We start from the raw sequence: 18,966 nt of genomic DNA, 5'->3' as shown, positions 1-18,966 counted from the left end.
TCAACCAGTCAAATTCTGCAAAAGTCTAATGAAAATGAAATAGAAGTTTTTTGTCATAGGCTTATCTTTTTTTAGCTAAGAAGGTATTCATATTAATCATGTGAACAGTTATTCACTGCTATTTAAATCGATGACCATTGATTCCAAGTGTGATGGGTTCTATCTATGCAATCATGTTGGACAATAGTACATAAATGCTTGAGAACTGTATGAAAAAGTGAAATTTGAACACAATAGTATTACATGAAGGGAGGATAACAGATTTGAAAGAGTATGAGGATATGCCTTTAAGTGAATCCAAAAATCTTTATGAGAATCTATCCTTGCTAAATGGTGATTTAGAAAATTTTGATGAAAATTGGGATGCTATTGAAGGTATTGACATCGCGATTCCAAGAAAAAAATCACAGAATTAAGTTAAAGAAGCTGCTTACTGGCAGCTTCTTTAGTTACGCTCATTTTTTGAATTTAAAATATTTTGCAGCTAATAATGTTTTTACTTCATTATAAGATAAACCAGACTGTTGATTTAGTCGTTTCACTTCATTAATATCAGTTCCTGCTACTGTATACCGTTTTTCTTTTGATGACATTTATATTCACCTCTTTTATAGTTTACGTTACTTACGAAAAAATACACAGAATTAAATTCATTAATCCAAGCAAAGTTGTCCATACTAATAGTAGAAGATAAAATTTAGAGGGGGATCACGATGTTTTTTAATAAAAAAGCACAAGAAGAAAAACCTGAAGTAGTAATTTTAAGTACGGATGTATATGCTTGTCTAGATAATACATGTAATGGCTGGATGAGAAAGGATTTTGTATCTGTAGATTTGAAATGCCCTTTATGTGGTAGTGACACAACTTTAGAAGTAAGAGATCTCCCAGAAATCTTAATGTAATTTGACTCCAGTTAAAAATAAAGCAATTAGCATAGTATTTTTGTGATAATCGCTTTATTTTTAGCAAGATTAATACAAAAACCGTGTAGTCTACAGCGACTACACGGTTTTTGTCGTTCTATTCACCTTTTTTTGAAAGACAACGATCACATTCCATTAAGTAGGATTCCGCTTGTTCCTCCATTATTTGACCGCACTCTGGGCATACCTTCTTAGGTAAAGTTTGAAAAAATTCTACTGGACTCATCATTTTCTTCCATCTCCTTTTATATAACAATTATTTTATTATTACTTCTGTTATGATACAGTATACACGAGTAAAATAAAAATGTGTACCTATTTTTTGAATTTTTTAATAAAAAGGAAGAAAAATTTTCATTTTAAGGAAGAAGAATTACTATTAATACATTTATTAAGCAACAACCCTCATTTTGTTAAACTTCTGTTATATAAGTCATTAGATTATTATTGTCCTGTTCTTTTCCTGTAACGAACTTTTGTTATGATTATCACCGTTAGCTAATACAAGCTATACAGGAGGTTATGCGAAATGAAAAAATCAGTATTATCATTTTTAGCTGTAGCAACTATTGCAGGAGGAGCTGCAGCAAGCGTGCAAGCCGAGGAAGTAACTGTCAAAAAAGGAGATACAATATGGAGCATCTCACAAAAATATAATACGACAGTTGAACAGGTTAAAGAGTGGAATAACTTATCTTCAAATACAATTTATATTGAAGATGTGTTAAACGTATATGAGGAAGAAAAATATAAAGTAAATAAAGGCGACACGCTTTGGGGCATTGCAAAAGAACTTGATGTGAAGGTTGATTCATTAAAAAACTGGAACAATTTAAGTTCAGAAGTGATACACCCTGACCAAGAGCTTGTTGTATATCCCGGTGCACCGAGTAGTATCGTAAAAGAAAGCACGGTACATACTCCGGTAGAAAATACCGAATCTACACCAACTAAAGAAGAAAAACCAGCGGTGAATGAAGATACGAACAAAGAACAGGCAAAAGAAGAACCTGCAGAGACAGTAGATGCACCTAAGGAAGAGAAAAATACAAACAATACCCCTTCAGAAGAAGGAGCAAAAGAAATTACAATGGAAGCAACTGCATATACAGCATCTTGTGAGGGTTGTTCTGGTGTAACTGCAACTGGTATTAACTTAAAAGAGAATCCAGATGCGAAGGTCATTTCAGTTGATCCAAATGTTATTCCACTTGGCACAAAAGTATATGTAGAAGGTTATGGTGAAGCAATCGCAGGAGATACTGGCGGTGCAATTAAAGGAAATAAAATTGATATCTTTATTCCAAATAAAGAGGATGCCATTAATTATGGTAGACAATCAGTAAAAGTAACAATCTTAGATTAATTGTTAAATAGAAAATGGTTAAACTAGTATGATAGTTAGCTGACAAGTCCGAACACATTTTAAACCTATAAAGGTTTATGTGTTCGGATTTTTTTGCTCTATGGGTCTTTCTTAGACTGAAAGAAAGAGTTGTGATCACTGCTATTTCGTATTCAAGTTTCATTATATTTTTTTCTTTGAACGTTGCACAACCCCTTTTTACTCAACCATCTTGCGCAATGTACGAACTAAACTTATTTTGCCTTGTTATTTTTTGCTATGATTTTAGGAGTATATATCCTTATTCTCTACTAAAAAATTATTATAGACTCAGGTTCTGTTTATTGGACTGTGCCAAACCTGCCTTAAGGTCCAACATAAACAATATGCAAGTTGAATGCACTTGTCATTATTAAAAAGGAAAATGAGAAAAAGAAAGGTGATGATCATTATAGTGATTTAACATATCAGTGGAGGAAAAAACAATACTCATTTCATTAGATTCGTTAAATTACTAATAAAACGAAGAAATCTATATTATGTAATTTCTGAAATTACGGATGATGAGTGCAACGGGGAAATAAATGCGCGATGAGGCAATTAAAATAAACCAAAATCATCGCGCAAGGAATAATATAAACCGGACTTATTTATTTTTGCTTTTCTCCTCATGATGAACAAAAAAACTTTTTACTGGAGAAATAAGTGACTTAAAGTTTTCTGTAAGGTAAGCTGTTCTTTCAAAAATAATCGATTTTAAATGATCGATTTGTCTTGATAATTTCTCATTAAGTGCATCTTGAGATTCGAGTTTTTCCATAACAGATTGATGATAGATATCTTGTGTTTCTATTTTGTCTTTAATAGTAGCTTGATCATCGGTAATGACTGTTAATTCCTCTAGGATTTTTTCAGTCGGTTTCTCAAGGTTATCTAATTTTCGTGAAAGTTCTAAGATAGCTGTTTCCTGAATAGATGATTGTGCTAATAGAGTTTCATATGAAGACTGACTAGTTCTTAGTTGAATTAGTAATTCTTCGTTTTTATTTTCAATTTGTTGAAGATAACCATTCATTTCGAGTTGGTTTTGCTCTTGAGCTTGGTAGGCTGATTGAAGAGCAGTCCAGTCCTCATTGTATTGCTGTATATTTTTTTCGTGGCGTATACTCTCATCTTTAGCAAAGCTCATTAAATCTTCATACGTCTCCTCTAACTGATGTTGTAAATCGCAATGCTGTTTTGATACTTTATGATTAAGCTGTGATTGTTCTTCTAAAAGGTCAGATAGATAATTTTTTCTATATACATCTTGATTACTAGTGATTTTTTCCTTAAGAAACAATGATGGTGTTACTTGCTCATGTTTAGACAGAATATAAACCTCCCTTCAGATCTGTTTTTATAGCATATGAGTGTCGTTGTTAAACTGTGGCAATAATAGGCACTCACCTATTAAATGAAAAATTTTTGAAACCATTTATCAGGAGTTTACGTATGTATTATAGACAGGATGCGAAAGAAAATGAGAGTCAGAAATGAAAGAACTCCATTTTCCATAAGCATAAGAAACCATGTTAATTGAATAGGTTTTTTTCACTTGCTTTTTTAAGAAGAAAAGCGAGGGTATATCAGTTTACGTTTTTCTAATAAACGTTTAAACTGAATGTATACATATTTACAATTTTCAATGAAAAGGGAGAGATGAAAAGTGGCAATTTCATTATCAAAAGGACAAAAAATTGATTTAACCAAAACAAATCCAGGGCTATCTCAAGTCGTTATCGGTCTTGGTTGGGATACAAATAAGTATGATGGCGGCCAAGATTTTGACTTAGATACTAGTGTGTTTTTATTAGATGAATCTGGAAAATGTTCTTCGGATAAAGACTTTATTTTCTACAATCAATTAGAAGGTGGAAATGGATCAGTTGTACATGCAGGAGATAATCGCACGGGTGTGGGTGATGGCGATGACGAAAGTGTAAAAGTTGACTTATCCAATGTACCTGCTTCTATTGCAAAAATCTCGTTTGTAATTACGATTCATGATGCAGAGGGAAGAGGGCAAAATTTCGGACAAGTATCTAATTCTTATGTTCGTATCTTAAATGAAGAAAACAATGAAGAATTGATTCGTTATGATTTGGGAGAAGACTTCTCTATTGAAACAGCTGTAATTGTTGGGGAATTATACCGTCATAATGGCGAATGGAAATTCTCTGCAATTGGTTCAGGCTATCAAGGTGGTTTGGCAAGAATTGCAACTGATTACGGCTTACAAGTAGGATAATCTTAACGCGATAAAAGGGGGAGTCTCTTTGGCTATTCAATTATCAAAAGGACAAAGAATCGATTTAACGAAAACAAACCCGGGATTAACTAGGGCAGTGATCGGTCTCGGTTGGGATACAAATAAGTATAATGGCGGGGAATCCTTTGACCTAGATGCTTCTGCATTTTTAGCAGATCATCAAAACCGTTGCCAGCAAGATCAAGATTTTGTTTTCTACAATCAGTTGGAACATCCATCAGGTTCGGTCATTCATACAGGAGACAATCGTACCGGTGAAGGAGACGGGGATGATGAACAATTAATTGTCGAATTTTCAAAAATCCCTTCAACTGTTGATCGTATCGGAATTGCTGTTACCATTCATGATGCAGAATTAAGAAAGCAAAATTTCGGACAAGTTTCTAATGCGTTTGTCCGTTTAGTAAATGAAGAAACAAATGAAGAACTTCTACGTTATGATTTAGGAGAAGATTTTTCCATTGAAACAGCTGTTGTTGTATGTGAGCTTTATCGCCACAATAACGAATGGAAATTTAATGCCATTGGTAGTGGCTTCTCAGGTGGACTAGCAGCATTATGTAAAAACTATGGCTTAGAAGTATAAGGAAGAGAGGCTCAATCATTTTTAAAAATGATTGAGCCTCTTTCATATATCTCTGGTTCATTTTTGATTGAAGAGAGTCATTCTTTACGACAAGGACGTTCTATAATAAGTAACTAAATATGCAAAATCCTAATATTGAAAGCATATTAGAAAAGTATACATGAATCAGTCATATTTTAAAGGAAGATAGGTGAAATTAGTGGCTTTGAAGTATACAGAATACGGTGATAAAAGTGCTTCTTTAATCGTATTTTTACATGGTGGTGGCGTAAGTGGTTGGATGTGGGATAAACAAATTCAACATTTTTCGAACTATTATTGTATTGTTCCAGATTTACCTGAGCATGGTTTGCACAGTGATGATATTAAATTTACTATAAAAGGTAGTGCAGAATTAGTTATAAACTTACTCGAACAAAAAGCAAACGGTAAGAAAATAATATTAATCGGCTTTTCATTAGGTGCTCAAGTGATTATACAAATATTAAGCATGAAACCATATTTAATAGATTTCGCCATCATCAATAGTGCGTTGGTCAGGCCATATCCATACACAGAAAAATTGATAAAAACCACAGTTAAATGGTCATTTCCTTTAATCAAACATAAATACTTCTCCAAGATCCAAGCTAAAATATTGTATGTGAACGAAGCCTACTTTGACAAATATTATGAAGAAAGTGCTCGAATGAAGATTGAAACTCTCATGAGAGTATTACAAGAGAACATGTCGTTTCGAATACCTAAAGAATTTAAAATGGCAAAAACTAAAATATTGGTTACTGTCGGTGAGAAAGAAAAAGCAGTCATGAAAAAATCTGCAACAGACATTGTAGCTTCACATTTAAATTGCCAAGGCGTGACTTTACTGAAAATTGGCCATGGATTTCCTTTGGCAAAACCTGACTTATTTACTTATATCGTTGAAACGTGGTTACTAAAAGGTGATTTACCAAACGAATGTAGCGAGATTAGATCATTTTGAACTGAGTATGGTGCTGAAGACTAATTACCTTTTTATTGCAAGCAGAGTCTACTTGTTTGTAAATATGGTATAGTAAATATTTATGAATGAAAACAAAGGAAGTATGAGCAAATGGTATCAACAAAAGTTTATATAAAAGAGTGGCAAAAAGCGATTGCAGCAGAAATCAGTCACTTAAAACAATATGGTAGTAAGAGTTTTCATATTTTTGCTGGAAGAAAATTAGATGCAAAAGAGGGCTATAGCTATTACTTTGAAGTCCATTTTCCATTATCAATTCCAATTGGTTCAACCATTACCGTTCTTTGGGGAGAAAGAAAGTCAAAGGGCCGAATGGTATCTGTAGAAGGAAAAAATATTATTGTAACGATAGAAGATTATTTCGGTGAAGAGATTCATGAAGCCCATTTGCAGCATGACCCTTGGGAGTTATTAGATCAACTCTATCAGAGGATAGCGGAAATAAAGGATCAAAAGAAAAAAAGAGTAAGAATAAAGCATCTAATGAATCCCTCAACTGAGGTAAAGCATCCGCAAGATAAAATTAAATCATCATTACATGAGTTAGTACTACGATCGAAGTATAATCCAATTACTTATATTTGGGGACCTCCTGGAACCGGTAAAACCTATACGTTAGCAAGAGTAGCTGCAAATCAATATTTAAAAAAGAAGCGGATATTAATTGTCGCACATAGTAATCAAGCAGTGGATGTACTCATGGCAGAAGTTTATCAGTTTCTCTTGAAAAAGGATAAATACAATCTTGGTGATCTATTAAGGTATGGCAGACAATCAGATGAATTCATGAAGCAGTTTGTTTCAATTACAGCGACTGGCTTATTGAACATGAGCGATGGTGATTTAATAGAAGAGAAAAATCAATTAATGGAGGAAAGAGCAGGATTAAAATTAGATCTATCCTCTTCCTTTAGCCAACGTGATAGTAGGCAATTAGTTGAAATAGAAAAAAAGCTTCATACATTACATGAAAAACTAAAGAAAAAAGAAAATACTCTAGTAAAGCAATCAAGAATCATTGGCACAACCTTGGCGAAAATGGCAACTGATACCTTAATCTATGAAGATGAATTCGACTATATCATTTTAGATGAAGCAAGTATGGCATATATCCCTCAAATTGCCCTTGCGACTTCACTAGGAAAACGGACAATTATCTGTGGAGATTTTAAACAACTACCGCCAATAGCTTCAGCAAAGCATCCTTTAGTAAAAAAATGGTTGCAAGAAGATATTTTCCATCATGCCGGTGTTGTAAGTCAAGAGAATAAAGGGAAACTGCATCCGCAGTTGTTCTTATTAAATGAACAAAGAAGAATGCACCCAGATATATCGAAATTCACGAATGAATATATTTATCAATCCCTTGTTGTCGATCATCCATCTGTCTATCAAACGAGAGAGAACATTGTAGAAAGTCATCCATTTCCTCAACGTGCCTCTATATTGTTAGATACATCAAGTACAGGTGCCTATTGCATAAAGGAAAAATCAACGCATTCACGTGTGAACCTATGGCAACTATTGCTCTCTTTTCAACTCATTCATGAAGCTTATAAGGCGGGTAATCGCTCAATAGGCTATGTTACACCTTATAGGGCACAAGCGATATTAATGACACAGTTCTTAGATGAAGTCTATGAGAAAGAGAAAATGACTGCGCAAATTGTGTCAGCGACTGTCCATCGCTTTCAAGGGAGTGAACAGGATATGATGATATTTGATACAGTCGATGGGGATCCTGAAACGAGACCAGGTGTGTTATTAACCGGTCAAAATAGTGAACGATTATTAAATGTTGCTCTCACACGTACAAAAGGAAAGTTTATCCATATAGCAAATGGTACGTTTATAAGGCAGCATGTATCAAGTAAGAAAATATGGAAAAAATTATGGCAACATCAAACGAGCGAAGGACATGTGATTGGCCCCGCTGAAATAGGGCAATGGATGAATCATTCTCATCCGAAATTGTCTTGGCATTATGCTAAAAAGCGTGAACGCCTACTATATGATTTACATCATGCTAAGAAGCAAGTAATCATTGGATTGCCGAAAATATTTAGTGTTGGGTCCTCTTATATAGAGGTATTTCGATCATTAATGAAAAGGAATTTACTTACGATTTGTAGCGAGTCTCATTTATCTGAGCTTCCTTCGGCTAATCATATAAAAGGTCATCCTTGCTTTGCTTTTATCTTGATTGATGATGATATTTTATGGCTTGGAGCTCCTTTTGAAGCAATGACTAATCTATTACCCCCTTATGTCAGTGCAAGAATCATATCAAATACATTAGTCAACTGGGTTAAATCTAATGGTTGGTAGAAGAATAATATAAAAGTGAAACTTATTTTTATTTATTACGTTCTATTTAATAGAGGAGAGGAAATAAAAACTTTTCACTATTGCATTTATATGAAGGAGTAAAACAATGAAAGCTCAACTAAAAGAGAGATTAAAAACATTATGGCAATGGATAAAGAAGTTTTGGAAAAGATATCATTTAACGCAAATCGGATTATTATTAGGTTTGACTTTTATTTTACTTGCGATTCTATTTTTTGCCTTTCTTGCCGTAAATGCCAATGTTTCTACATTACAAGAAGGATTAAAGCAGTCTACGATCATATATGATAAGGATGGGGATGAAGCGTCAAGCTTTGCCACAAATCGTAGTGAAGGAGTAACATTTGAAGATTTACCAGAACATTTACCAAATGCGGTTGTTGCCATAGAGGATGAACGCTTTTATCAACATAATGGCTTTGATTTAAAAGGAATGACAAGGGCATTTGTAAGCAATCTATTTGCTGGTAGAATCACAGGTGGAGGTAGTACAGTCACACAGCAATTAGCTAAGAATGCACTACTAACATCCGAACAGACATACCGCCGAAAAATAGAAGAACTATTCCTTGCAGTTGAAATTGAAAAAGAATATGAAAAAGAAGATATACTACAGATGTACTTAAATCAAGTTTACTTTGGTAGTGGTGCCTGGGGAATTGACAGTGCCGCCAACCAATACTTCAGTAAAAATGTCGGTGAGTTAACAATAAGTGAATCAGCCATGCTTGCAGGTTTATTGCAATCACCTTCTTATCTGGACCCTTATAAAAACTATGAAGGCGCAATGAAAAGAAGAAATATCGTATTAGCTAAAATGCAGGAACTGAACATGATTACTACTGCTGAGTACGAAACAGCAGTTGCCGAAGAGATTGTCTTAAAAGAAGGGGAAAAAAATACATTCGAGAGACAATACCCTTACTATATAGATGCGGTATTAGATGAAGCGATCAACCGTTATGGTTTAACTCAAGAGGAAATTTTCACAAGAGGATATAAAATATATACACAAATGGACCAAAATATCCAAGCAAATTTAGAAGTGACTTATCATAATGACTCTCTATTCCCGAATGGTAATGGAAGTACTCTTGTTCAGAGTGGAGCTGTTCTACTCGATCCACAAACTGGTGGCGTCCGTGCAGTGGTTGGTGGGCGAGGTGAACATGTTTTTAGAGGATTTAACCGTGCCACACATATAAAGGCACAACCAGGGTCAACCTTAAAGCCGCTTGCTGCCTATACCCCTGCGCTTGAAGAAGGTTATGAGCCAGATTCAATGTTACAAGATGAAAAAGTCACTTATGGGGACTACACACCAACAAATGTGAACGATCAATACCTTGGTGAAGTAGAGATGACAAAAGCTGTTGCTGAATCTATTAATGCACCTGCTGTCTGGTTACTTGATCAAATCGGATTAACGAAAGGGTTAGATTCCTTGCAGCGATTTGGCATACCTTATGAAAAGGAAGATGAGTATTTGGGTATTGCTTTAGGTGGTATGCATAAAGGGATTTCTCCTTTAACACTAGCACAAGCTTATTCTGCTTTCCCAAATGAAGGGAAGCGGTATGATGCTCATTTTATTACGAAAATCGTTGGTCCAACTGGTAATGAGATTGTTGCCCATGATGATAAAGCTACAAAGGTCACATCAAAATCAGTCGCAAAAAAAATGGATACAATGCTTGAAGATGTCATTGAAAATGGAACCGGCGCAGGTGCCAAAATAGAGGGTGTGTCACTTGCTGGGAAAACAGGTTCGACTCAATTGCCATATGCTGATTTAAATGGAACAAAAGATCAATGGTTTGTTGGTTATACAGATGAAATCGTTGGCGCAGTGTGGTTGGGGTATGATAAAACGGACCGAGAACATTACTTATCAGGAAGCACCTCGACAAATGTTGTACCGGTTTTCAAAGCGGTAATGGAAGGCGCTATTGAACCTAAAGAAGTCAACAACAGCACGGGCGAAACTTTTAACAAAGCAAAAGAGAAAATGGAAACAACCATTAAAGAACAATCTGACAAACTAGGGGAAAAAATAAAAGAAGAACTACCCGTTTGGAAAGAATTTATGAAAGAAAGCATTGAAGACGGAAAAGATTTCGCGAGATACTTGCGCGATAAATGGAATGAATATGTAAATTAAGAAGGAAGTAGATGGGACTTAAGTATTCTAGTTGAGGATTTATCCGAATGATTAGTAGTATACATATCTAATCATTCGGTTTTTTTTGTGTTTTTATTCTTATATAAAAAAATAGTGCAATGGAATGGGCTTTCTTACAACTGATTTTTATAGAACATCATTGGTGATTGTTCGTTTTTAAGGTTAGATCATTTTAGTTTTGTCCCAGTCTTTTTCTTACGATGAGTCAATGATGTTTTTTTATGAGGTGGTAGAGACATTGCTCACAAACATTTTTGTTAGATAATCAAACAAAACACTAGCAATTTTAAGAGAAAATAAGTAAAATGTATAGTTAAAATATCAATTTCCACATAATATGCCCTAACACTTTCGACAATAATAATGTATATGATAACTTTATAAGCCAACGTTTGTTTAGCGGGGTATAAATATGGTAAAGGATAAAAAGAGGAGGTTATTTTTTATGAGAGATGTTACATTAACTAATATTTTTGATCATCATATTGCCAAAAAATATGTGACAAGATCAGGTCTTGCCCATGCTGTAGCGGTTGCTTATCACGCAGTGAAATTAGCAAAGATAGAAAATGTGGATGTCGACTTAGCTGCAAAAGCAGGGTTTTTACATGATATCGGTCATTACACTTGGTATAATCAAAATGGTAAATGGGACTATGAGTTATATCGTAAAAACGATATTCATGCGATCAAAGGAGCGGAAAGAGCCCATAAATTACTGATTCGCTTAGGTGAAAATCCGATTAGAGCCAAACAAGTCTCACTTGCAATATTATTTCATACTGATTCTTTCTTACCAGGTGGAGAAGTGGATCGTACGGCCTTACAATCCATTGTTAAAAGAGCAGATGAAAAGGATGAAGAACCAGGAGGAGCCCATCATTATCGGACCATTACTGCTGACAAAGCAAGGCAAAGTCTACAAAAGTTAGACAGTATCATTGATCGTCATTTAACTCAACAACTTCAGCAAAGACAAGCTGAATAAATGGCACTTCATACAAACGAAGGGCTATTTATTTTGCTTAAAGTTGGAGGATTTTGTCATATGAATAACGAATATTATTAACATCTACATAAGGATGGTGATGATATGCAAAAACGGACGAAAAGACAAACTTTTAACACTGAAGAAATAAAATTCAACCTCACTACTTTTTTTCTCCATGTCTCATTTTATGCATCGATCATATTTCTTTTATTACTATTCTTAAGCTTATTTGGTACATAATAAATGCTTCATTTAAATTAATTAACCTTCAGATTTTATTCTTACATAAAAAAATGTTATGATAGAAAAGATTTTGAAATATAAAGGAGTGTTATACATGTCTGAAAAAGGATACATACAGCTACAAAATGGAGAAAAACTTGAATTTGAATTATACCCAAATGAAGCACCAGGTACAGTAGAAAACTTCAAAAAGTTGATTAACGAGGGCTTTTATAACGGGTTAACTTTCCACCGTGTGATTCCTGGATTCGTTTCTCAAGGTGGGTGCCCTTCAGGAACAGGTACAGGCGGCCCCGGTTATACAATTAAGTGTGAAACAGAAGGCAATCCTCACAAACACGAAGAAGGATCACTTTCTATGGCGCATGCTGGTAAAGACACTGGTGGAAGTCAGTTCTTCATCGTACACGAGCCACAACCTCACCTAAATGGTGTACACACTGTTTTCGGAAAAGTAACATCTGGCATGCCAGCTGTGAAAGCAATGAAAAATGGTGACGTAATGGAAAAAGTAGTTGTAGAAGACTAATAAAGCTAAGTAAGGCTCCTCTTTTATGAGGGGCTTTTTATTTTAAAAAAGGAATGGTTTAGGTTATTTTTTTAAAAAAAAGAAAGAATATGCTTAAAGTATGAACGCATTCAGTAGAAAAATAAAATGTTCGCACTGTGATAAAAAATATGAAGTTTAAAAAAGAGAGTAAGGGATTTTTTTTTCAAGACCTAAATTTAAAAAAGATAGAAAAATGAAAAGGTTCTACATATTAGATATGACTAATATGTAGAACCCTTTCTACTTTTTACGAAAGCCACCCGTTCGTTATATAAGGTTAGCCAAAATTTTCTGTCTTTGATCAGGATTTGGAACCACCTGTAAGATGTGCGTCAAACATATCAATGATTTCTAGGAACCTATCAGCTTCCCGGAAAACATGGTCGGCTAACAGAGGATGAATAATACTCTTAATTTTACATTGTTCAATTAAATCACGGGCTGTTTTCTTGAAGTCCCTTAGAGATGAAACTGACACCCGATTTTGATCCAGGAATTGATCTAAAAGTGGACCGGTTTGAGATTGTGGCCTCATAGATTCTAAGTCCTTTGCTTGATACAGCAATTGATCAAAATCATTGCTGAAATCCCGTGCTACATCAACCAGTTTCCTTTCTGACGGATCAAGGAGATGACCAATAAATTTTGCATGGTCTGCCATAATCCTTAAGAAGAAGACATTCTCTTTAATAATAGCATCTGGAAGCGCTTGTAATTTCCCTTCATTTAATTCAATTAATCGTTTTCTAAAATAATTAGCTTCCCTACTTGTATGGTCCACTAATAGTGGGAAATTATTTGCCCCCGGCAATTTGCATGTAAGAATTAGTCCTAGCACCTTCCTTTTAAATGCGAAAATATTAGTTGCAGCTTGTTGTACCTCTGAATTAAATCTTCTTATTTGTTCGGGATCTGTTTGATTATTAAAGGAATGTGCAGTTTGTTCGATTTGTTCAAATAAGCGATAAAATTGATTAGCCTCTTGAATTAGTTGAGTATCTTCTGCTCTAAAACCTAATCGAAGAAATAGAGAATGTTCTTTCATAATCCTAGCCCAAAAACGAATTTCATTTAAAGATCTCTCAACAAACAATCCGGATGTAACACCGGTATCAGCATGCAAAGATGTATCATCCCCGTTCATTCAATAACCTCCCTGAAATACTTCTTCTGTTCTATTCTATTCATATTTACATAGTCATTTGAATATGCCTTAAAGCAATTCCGTTTTATTTTGAAATCATGAAATAACGAGGACGAAATAATGCCTCCTCCTTTAAAAGGTCCTTTAATGAAAAAAGAGCGCTATCCTTGTTCAAGGATAACGCCGGATTGTTAAATCATTAAAGGGAGTGAGTTATTTTTTCAAATAAGTCACCTTCCCAACATATTGTTTTCACTCTTTTTCTAATAAACCACATCACCACTTGTTGAATAAAAAACGATAAATACACCTAACATTAAAAACGAATATTGGTCTTTCACTCGATCAATAAAAAAATAAGTACCTGAGTATGCCAATAACCAAAATAATCATACAGGATATTGTTACTAATATTTTGGGATTTGGAATTTATCGAAAAAAGCGAAGTAGAATTGCCAGAAGTACGGTAACAAGGAACTGAAAAAGTAGAAAATACTCTTATAAAAGGGGTAGTTAAGAATAAGTCCTTGGAAAGCTTAGAGCAGTTTAGACAAACTTATATAACCAGAAGGCAGGAATATAGCGCAATGTTTTATCCTTCTATTACTCTTTTATTGTTTTTTATCGTAACCACTTATATTATGACAATGATACTTTTAAAAACATGAATATTTTTTATGATAGAAGAAGGTGATAAAGCTTTTATAATGCGGAAATCTCTTAGAAACGAATAAGAACATGATAATAAAGAAAAGCGCCCATTAAAGAACGCCTTCTATCTTTTCTTATTTGCTTCACTTTGCAATAATTCTATAATTTGGTCCAATTTTTGCTCTACCTCAAGGTTTGGTTTCATACTATTTTTCCGAAAAAGAAATTTTACAGCGGCAGTGAATATGAATAGAATAGCTAAAAGGAGGAGGAACAATATTAGTTGAAAGACCATATCCCCAGTCATTACCTATATCACCTCATTTAATCGCTTTCTAACCATTATACATGTTATAGTAATTATTGGAAATGTGGATTATCTTTTTTCAGCATCCTCAATAATATCTTCGCCAATAATTTCCTTCCATTTATCATACACTGGCTGTAAATGCTCTTTAAAAGCTTCTATCTCTTCATCAGTCAGTTCATTTATTTCTATATCGCTCTCATTTTGTATTTTTACATAAGCTTCATCATTGAGCTTTTCAGCAGAATCTCTAGCAATCTCTGTACCTGCGTCGATTCCAGCTTGCACAATACGCTTGCTCTCATCATTTAATCCATCCCAAAAAGTTGTGTTTGTTAGTAATGCATAGTCAACACGGTTCATACCGATAATGGTTAAGTACTCTTGTACTTCAGCAAACTTTTTCGATTCGATGTTGCTATACGGGTTATCTTGACCATCGACCGTTCCTTGTTGCAAGGCAGTATATAGCTCTCCGAAAGGGATCGAACTTGAGCCGGCCCCTAATGATTTATATAGTTCTTCTAATAGTTGCCCTCCAGTTGTCCGCACTTTCAATCCAGCAAAATCACTTGGAGAGGATATAGTACGGTTATTATTTGTCACATGCTTGGCTCCGTTTGGCCACATGGTTAACCCTAATACTTTATCTTTCTGTAAACGCGCTAATACTTCTTTCCCCTTTGGTCCATCCCAAAAATTTTCAGCAGCTTCATCATTTTCAAATAGAAAAGGCATACCTGGAATATTAAAACCGACTTCAGAACCAACTAATTTTGTCATTTCCGGCATGATGAATTGAACATTATTGGCAATTAAGTTTTGATACTCATCTTTATCACCGAACAAGGAGCTATTAGGAAAAATCTCAACTCGGATCTTCCCATTGGATTGTTCTTCAATCACTTCTTTCATTTTTAATGCCCCTTTATGCTTGGGGGTATTTTCTGCAACTACGTGGGATATCTTAATAGTCATTGCTTGAACGCCGTTTACTTGGGTAGCATCTGCATGTGTAGGGTGACTTTGACAACCAGACAGAAGTGTTCCAACGATAATCAAAAGGCAAAGGACAAAAATCGATTTTACTCTTAACATGGAAAAACCCCCCTAAGTTACAAAAGAAATCGCTTACAAAATAGTATATTGGATACAATATCTAGAATTATAACAAAATAAATGAAAATTGTGAATAAATAAAAATAAATAAATATTCTGTTTATTATTCATTTGTTTTATAGTAAAGTATAAATATTGGATACAATCTACAAAAGGGAGTTGATAATCGTCATGCTTAAGAAACTATCAAGCTTAGAAGAGGGAATGGCTGGTTTGTTATTTATTGCTGGTGTGTTTGTAAGTCTGTATGGGGTATTTACACGGTATATCCTCAATATGCCGCAAGCTTGGGTGACAGAGATTTTTGAATTTTTGATTGTTTGGTCCATCTTTTTGGGTTTTGGTATCGCTTTAAAAGAAAATCGTCATATCAGTGTAGAAATCCTATTTGATCGTTTATCTTACAAAGCAAAAATGATTATTAACTGTATTAGCAATTGTATCGGTGCGGGTTTTGCCTTTTTTTTAATGTTTACAAGCATTAAATTGGTAACGCTTACAAGAGTGCAAGGTACTGAAACTGTTGATGTAGGTATTCCGATTTGGATTACTTTACTTGTATTACCTATCAGTATGGGACTACTAGGGCTTTACTTCATTAGAAAAGCTTATAGATCTGCTAAAGGAGACAAGAAAGAGTTAACAGGTGAAGTAGAAGAATTATATGAAGAAATTGAACAACAAAATAGAGAAAATCATAACAAGGGGGTTAGTTTATGAGTGCGATTATTGTCCTCTTTGTTGTATTTACGATTCTTTGTTTATTAAGAGTTCCAATCGCAGTCAGCCTTGGCCTATCTAGTATCGTTGCTTTATTTATGGTAGATTTTACGCTTTATACGGTTGGTTTGAAGATGTTTAATGCTTTAAACTCAGCAACTTTAATGGCAATTCCCGGATTCGTTTTTGCAGGGGTGATTATGTCCAAAGGTGGCATATCCTTTCACTTAATTGAAGCACTAAAATCATGGGTCGGTCATTTTCGCGGTGGATTAGCTGTTGTCACTATCCTTGCCTGCATGATTTTTGCTGCCATCTCAGGCTCAAGCCCAGCCACAGCTGCAGCAATTGGTGGGATTATGATTCCTGCGATGGTAAAGGCAGGTTACAGTAAAAGATATTCGATGGGTTTAGTGGCAGCTGCTGGTACGCTAGGTATATTAATCCCACCGTCCATTCCGTTAATTATTTATGCAACAGTTGCAGAAGCCTCAGTAGGTAAATTATTTGCTGCAGGAATAATCCCTGGTTTGCTACTAACAAGTTTACTTTTGTGTTCAGCTATATTTCATGCAAGGAGACATAATTATGGTAGATTAGAAAAAGTTCCCTTTCAATTGAGATGGAAAAAGACATATAAGGCAATCTGGGGCTTTTTACTACCCGTTTTTATTTTAGGTGGCATTTATAGTGGGGCTGTCACGCCAACTGAAGCAGCTTTTGTTTCTTGTTTATACGGTTTAATTGTGTCGATATTTATTTACAAAGAGATGACTTTTAATAAATTTCGAGAAGTATTAAAAGAGTCTATTAATATAACTGCGATGATTTTCTTAGTAATTGCTTCAGCCATGGTTTTTGGGATGTTCTTAACAACGGAACAAGTACCACAGATTTTTGCTCAATGGATTGAAGCTAGTGCAGCAAATAAGTGGATATTTATAATTGGTGTCAACTTGATGTTTTTCTTATTGGGGATGTTTCTGGAGGCAACAGCGATTATTTTAATCACTTTGCCAATCTTACTACCTGTATTAGTATTGTTTGATATCAATATCATACATTTTGCCATTATTATGACGATTAATATGGAGTTAGCGATGATTACTCCACCGGTAGGGCTAAATCTATTCGTAGTTAGTGGAATTACAAAAGAAAAAATTGGTGAAGTGATTAGAGGTGTGGTTCCCTTTTATTTGCTTATGGTGGTTGCACTGATTCTTGTTATCATATTCCCTGAAATCTCTTTGCTGTTAGCAGAGTAAATCATTGAATAATAGAGCCGTCCAAAGCAATGTCTTTGGCGGTCTTTTTGTGTTGTTATAAATCAACAAATATAAGAAATATGTAAAACCCTTTAAGCGGTTGTAAATGATATTTAAGGTTTTGTAAATGTTTGTGAGATTCTCTGACAGGATGATATACATGTGATATTCTTGCTTATATAATAAAAAACAACATAAAACAAAATAAAACAAAGTAAAACAACAAAAGAATTTTGATTAAGGGAGCAAACATGGATGTCTCTACTAGCCGAAGAAAGAAAGAAGAAGATTATGAGTTTAATCCAAGAGTTTGGACAAGTGAAGGTTAATCAATTGGCGAAAGAATTTCATGTATCAACGGAAACCATTCGTAGATACTTAGAAGAATTATCAAATGAATATAAAATAAAAAAAGTTCATGGTGGTGCAGTCAAAGTTGAGCCTGTAAATAATGAATTGTCGATGTTTGAAAGAGAAATTCTTCATATCGACGAAAAGAAATTGATTGGTAAGAAAGCAGCTTCACTTGTTGAAGATGGTGATGTACTTTTCATTGATGAAGGAAGTACAACGATGCAGATGGCTGATGGTTTATTAATGAAAGAAGGCATTACAGTGATAACGAATTCCTTTCCCATCGCGATTAAATTAATGGAAAGAGAGGAGTTAAGAAGTTTCACAGGTGAACTTATCTTCTTAGGTGGACATGTTCGTAATGATCACTTCCGTACAACCGGATCTTTGGCAGAAAAAATGGCAAAAGAATTTTATGTCGATAAAGCATTTATTGCCATCGACGGTGTGGCTAATCAAGCTGGATTTACAAGTTATGACTTAGATAAATGTCTTCTGTCACAAGTTTTTATCTCGCAATCAAAAAAATCTTATGTGCTAAGTGATGATTCTAAGGTGGATAAGGTAGCCAATTATAAAATCGCCTCATTAGAAGAAGTGAATTACTTTATTACGAATATCGATTATTCGGACACAGTTGACCTTACTAAAGAACAATGGATACAGAGCTAAAAGGAGAGGGATGCAGTTTAGGTAGCTGATTGCTGCCCTCCTTAGTTCAGAGGGGAATGGAAAAATGATTATTCCAATGCCGGTTGCCGCACTATTGTATCGTGGTTAGGATTTCTAGATGCTGATTTAATTATGAAAAACGGTTTTTAAAGTAAAGAGACTTACTTCAGCAGCGATAATATTTTTTGTAGGCGGTAAAAGGGTCTATAACATGGTTAATTTTTATCATTGTGACACTTTTTATC

At 34.5% G+C, this 18,966-nt stretch carries 19 protein-coding genes; 13 read left to right on the top strand and 6 right to left on the bottom strand.

The window, feature by feature from the left end:
• Window positions 1-263 precede the first annotated feature (263 nt).
• Window positions 264-416 (top strand): hypothetical protein, encoded by a 153-nt coding sequence (locus MHI57_RS03845; protein WP_224936583.1) that lies wholly within the window; start codon window positions 264-266, stop codon window positions 414-416.
• Between the two features lie 39 nt (window positions 417-455).
• On the opposite strand, the gene MHI57_RS03840 is transcribed toward MHI57_RS03845, so the two are convergent.
• Window positions 456-593, bottom strand: a complete 138-nt coding sequence (locus MHI57_RS03840) for a hypothetical protein (protein ID WP_340975148.1) — start codon at window positions 591-593, stop codon at window positions 456-458.
• A 120-nt stretch (window positions 594-713) separates the two neighbouring features.
• On the opposite strand from MHI57_RS03840, the gene MHI57_RS03835 reads away from it, so the two are divergent.
• On the top strand, window positions 714-905 hold the full coding sequence (locus tag MHI57_RS03835; RefSeq protein ID WP_095373161.1) for a cold-inducible protein YdjO-related protein: 192 nt from the start codon (window positions 714-716) through the stop codon (window positions 903-905).
• A gap of 118 nt (window positions 906-1,023) precedes the next feature.
• Here the strand turns inward: MHI57_RS03835 and yhfH are convergent, their stop codons facing one another.
• Entirely contained in the window at window positions 1,024-1,155 is a 132-nt protein-coding gene (gene yhfH, locus MHI57_RS03830) for a protein YhfH (RefSeq protein ID WP_224936580.1), read from the bottom strand.
• Between the two features lie 300 nt (window positions 1,156-1,455).
• Between yhfH and MHI57_RS03825 the strand changes: the two genes are divergently transcribed.
• Window positions 1,456-2,292, top strand: coding sequence for a LysM peptidoglycan-binding and 3D domain-containing protein (locus tag MHI57_RS03825; protein ID WP_340975147.1), 837 nt, complete (start codon window positions 1,456-1,458; stop codon window positions 2,290-2,292).
• Between the two features lie 625 nt (window positions 2,293-2,917).
• Here MHI57_RS03825 and MHI57_RS03820 read toward each other — a convergent pair.
• Window positions 2,918-3,613: a hypothetical protein gene (locus MHI57_RS03820; RefSeq protein ID WP_340975145.1), complete on the bottom strand. Its 696-nt coding sequence runs from the start codon at window positions 3,611-3,613 to the stop codon at window positions 2,918-2,920.
• A gap of 366 nt (window positions 3,614-3,979) precedes the next feature.
• Here MHI57_RS03820 and MHI57_RS03815 point away from each other — a divergent pair, with 366 nt between their 5' ends.
• From MHI57_RS03815 to MHI57_RS03785, 7 genes are all read left to right on the top strand, one after another.
• Window positions 3,980-4,561 carry a TerD family protein gene (locus tag MHI57_RS03815; RefSeq protein ID WP_095373165.1) on the top strand — a complete coding sequence of 194 codons (582 nt, stop codon included), beginning with the start codon at window positions 3,980-3,982 and terminating at the stop codon, window positions 4,559-4,561.
• A gap of 28 nt (window positions 4,562-4,589) precedes the next feature.
• On the top strand, window positions 4,590-5,168 hold the full coding sequence (locus MHI57_RS03810) for a TerD family protein (RefSeq protein ID WP_095373166.1): 579 nt from the start codon (window positions 4,590-4,592) through the stop codon (window positions 5,166-5,168).
• A 199-nt stretch (window positions 5,169-5,367) separates the two neighbouring features.
• Window positions 5,368-6,153 (top strand): alpha/beta fold hydrolase, encoded by a 786-nt coding sequence (locus tag MHI57_RS03805; protein ID WP_340978533.1) that lies wholly within the window; start codon window positions 5,368-5,370, stop codon window positions 6,151-6,153.
• 111 nt (window positions 6,154-6,264) lie between these two features.
• Window positions 6,265-8,502: an AAA domain-containing protein gene (locus tag MHI57_RS03800; protein WP_307313710.1), complete on the top strand. Its 2,238-nt coding sequence runs from the start codon at window positions 6,265-6,267 to the stop codon at window positions 8,500-8,502.
• A gap of 106 nt (window positions 8,503-8,608) precedes the next feature.
• The gene (locus MHI57_RS03795; RefSeq protein ID WP_340975137.1) at window positions 8,609-10,684 is read left to right on the top strand and encodes a transglycosylase domain-containing protein; all 2,076 of its coding nucleotides are present in this window, start codon (window positions 8,609-8,611) and stop codon (window positions 10,682-10,684) included.
• A 466-nt stretch (window positions 10,685-11,150) separates the two neighbouring features.
• Entirely contained in the window at window positions 11,151-11,693 is a 543-nt protein-coding gene (locus tag MHI57_RS03790; protein WP_095373168.1) for an HD domain-containing protein, read from the top strand.
• 340 nt (window positions 11,694-12,033) lie between these two features.
• Window positions 12,034-12,468: a peptidylprolyl isomerase gene (locus MHI57_RS03785; RefSeq protein WP_224936572.1), complete on the top strand. Its 435-nt coding sequence runs from the start codon at window positions 12,034-12,036 to the stop codon at window positions 12,466-12,468.
• A 322-nt stretch (window positions 12,469-12,790) separates the two neighbouring features.
• Here the strand turns inward: MHI57_RS03785 and MHI57_RS03780 are convergent, their stop codons facing one another.
• The 3 genes from MHI57_RS03780 to MHI57_RS03775 all read right to left on the bottom strand — a co-directional run bounded on the left by MHI57_RS03780 (window position 12,791) and on the right by MHI57_RS03775 (window position 15,689).
• Entirely contained in the window at window positions 12,791-13,633 is an 843-nt protein-coding gene (locus tag MHI57_RS03780) for a DUF2935 domain-containing protein (RefSeq protein ID WP_095373170.1), read from the bottom strand.
• Window positions 13,634-14,408: 775 nt separating this feature from the next.
• On the bottom strand, window positions 14,409-14,579 hold the full coding sequence (locus tag MHI57_RS25025; protein ID WP_416337090.1) for a DUF4083 family protein: 171 nt from the start codon (window positions 14,577-14,579) through the stop codon (window positions 14,409-14,411).
• 81 nt (window positions 14,580-14,660) lie between these two features.
• A complete protein-coding gene (locus MHI57_RS03775) occupies window positions 14,661-15,689 on the bottom strand; it encodes a DctP family TRAP transporter solute-binding subunit (RefSeq protein ID WP_322909409.1) in 1,029 nt (342 codons plus the stop codon).
• Window positions 15,690-15,881: 192 nt separating this feature from the next.
• Here MHI57_RS03775 and MHI57_RS03770 point away from each other — a divergent pair, with 192 nt between their 5' ends.
• The 3 genes from MHI57_RS03770 to MHI57_RS03760 all read left to right on the top strand — a co-directional run bounded on the left by MHI57_RS03770 (window position 15,882) and on the right by MHI57_RS03760 (window position 18,721).
• Window positions 15,882-16,430, top strand: a complete 549-nt coding sequence (locus MHI57_RS03770; protein WP_095373173.1) for a TRAP transporter small permease — start codon at window positions 15,882-15,884, stop codon at window positions 16,428-16,430.
• Window positions 16,427-17,695 carry a TRAP transporter large permease gene (locus MHI57_RS03765; protein ID WP_095373174.1) on the top strand — a complete coding sequence of 423 codons (1,269 nt, stop codon included), beginning with the start codon at window positions 16,427-16,429 and terminating at the stop codon, window positions 17,693-17,695. Before MHI57_RS03770 ends, MHI57_RS03765 begins: the two co-directional genes overlap by 4 nt.
• 255 nt (window positions 17,696-17,950) lie before the next feature.
• A complete protein-coding gene (locus MHI57_RS03760; protein ID WP_095373175.1) occupies window positions 17,951-18,721 on the top strand; it encodes a DeoR/GlpR family DNA-binding transcription regulator in 771 nt (256 codons plus the stop codon).
• The last annotated feature ends 245 nt before the right edge of the window (window positions 18,722-18,966 follow it).

This window comes from Cytobacillus sp. FSL K6-0129 (genome assembly GCF_038007625.1).
In the GTDB taxonomy this organism is placed as follows: domain Bacteria; phylum Bacillota; class Bacilli; order Bacillales; family Cytobacillaceae; genus Cytobacillus; species Cytobacillus kochii.
The sequence above is the reverse complement of the archived record's forward strand: the minus strand, read 5'-3'. Positions and strand labels throughout refer to the sequence as shown.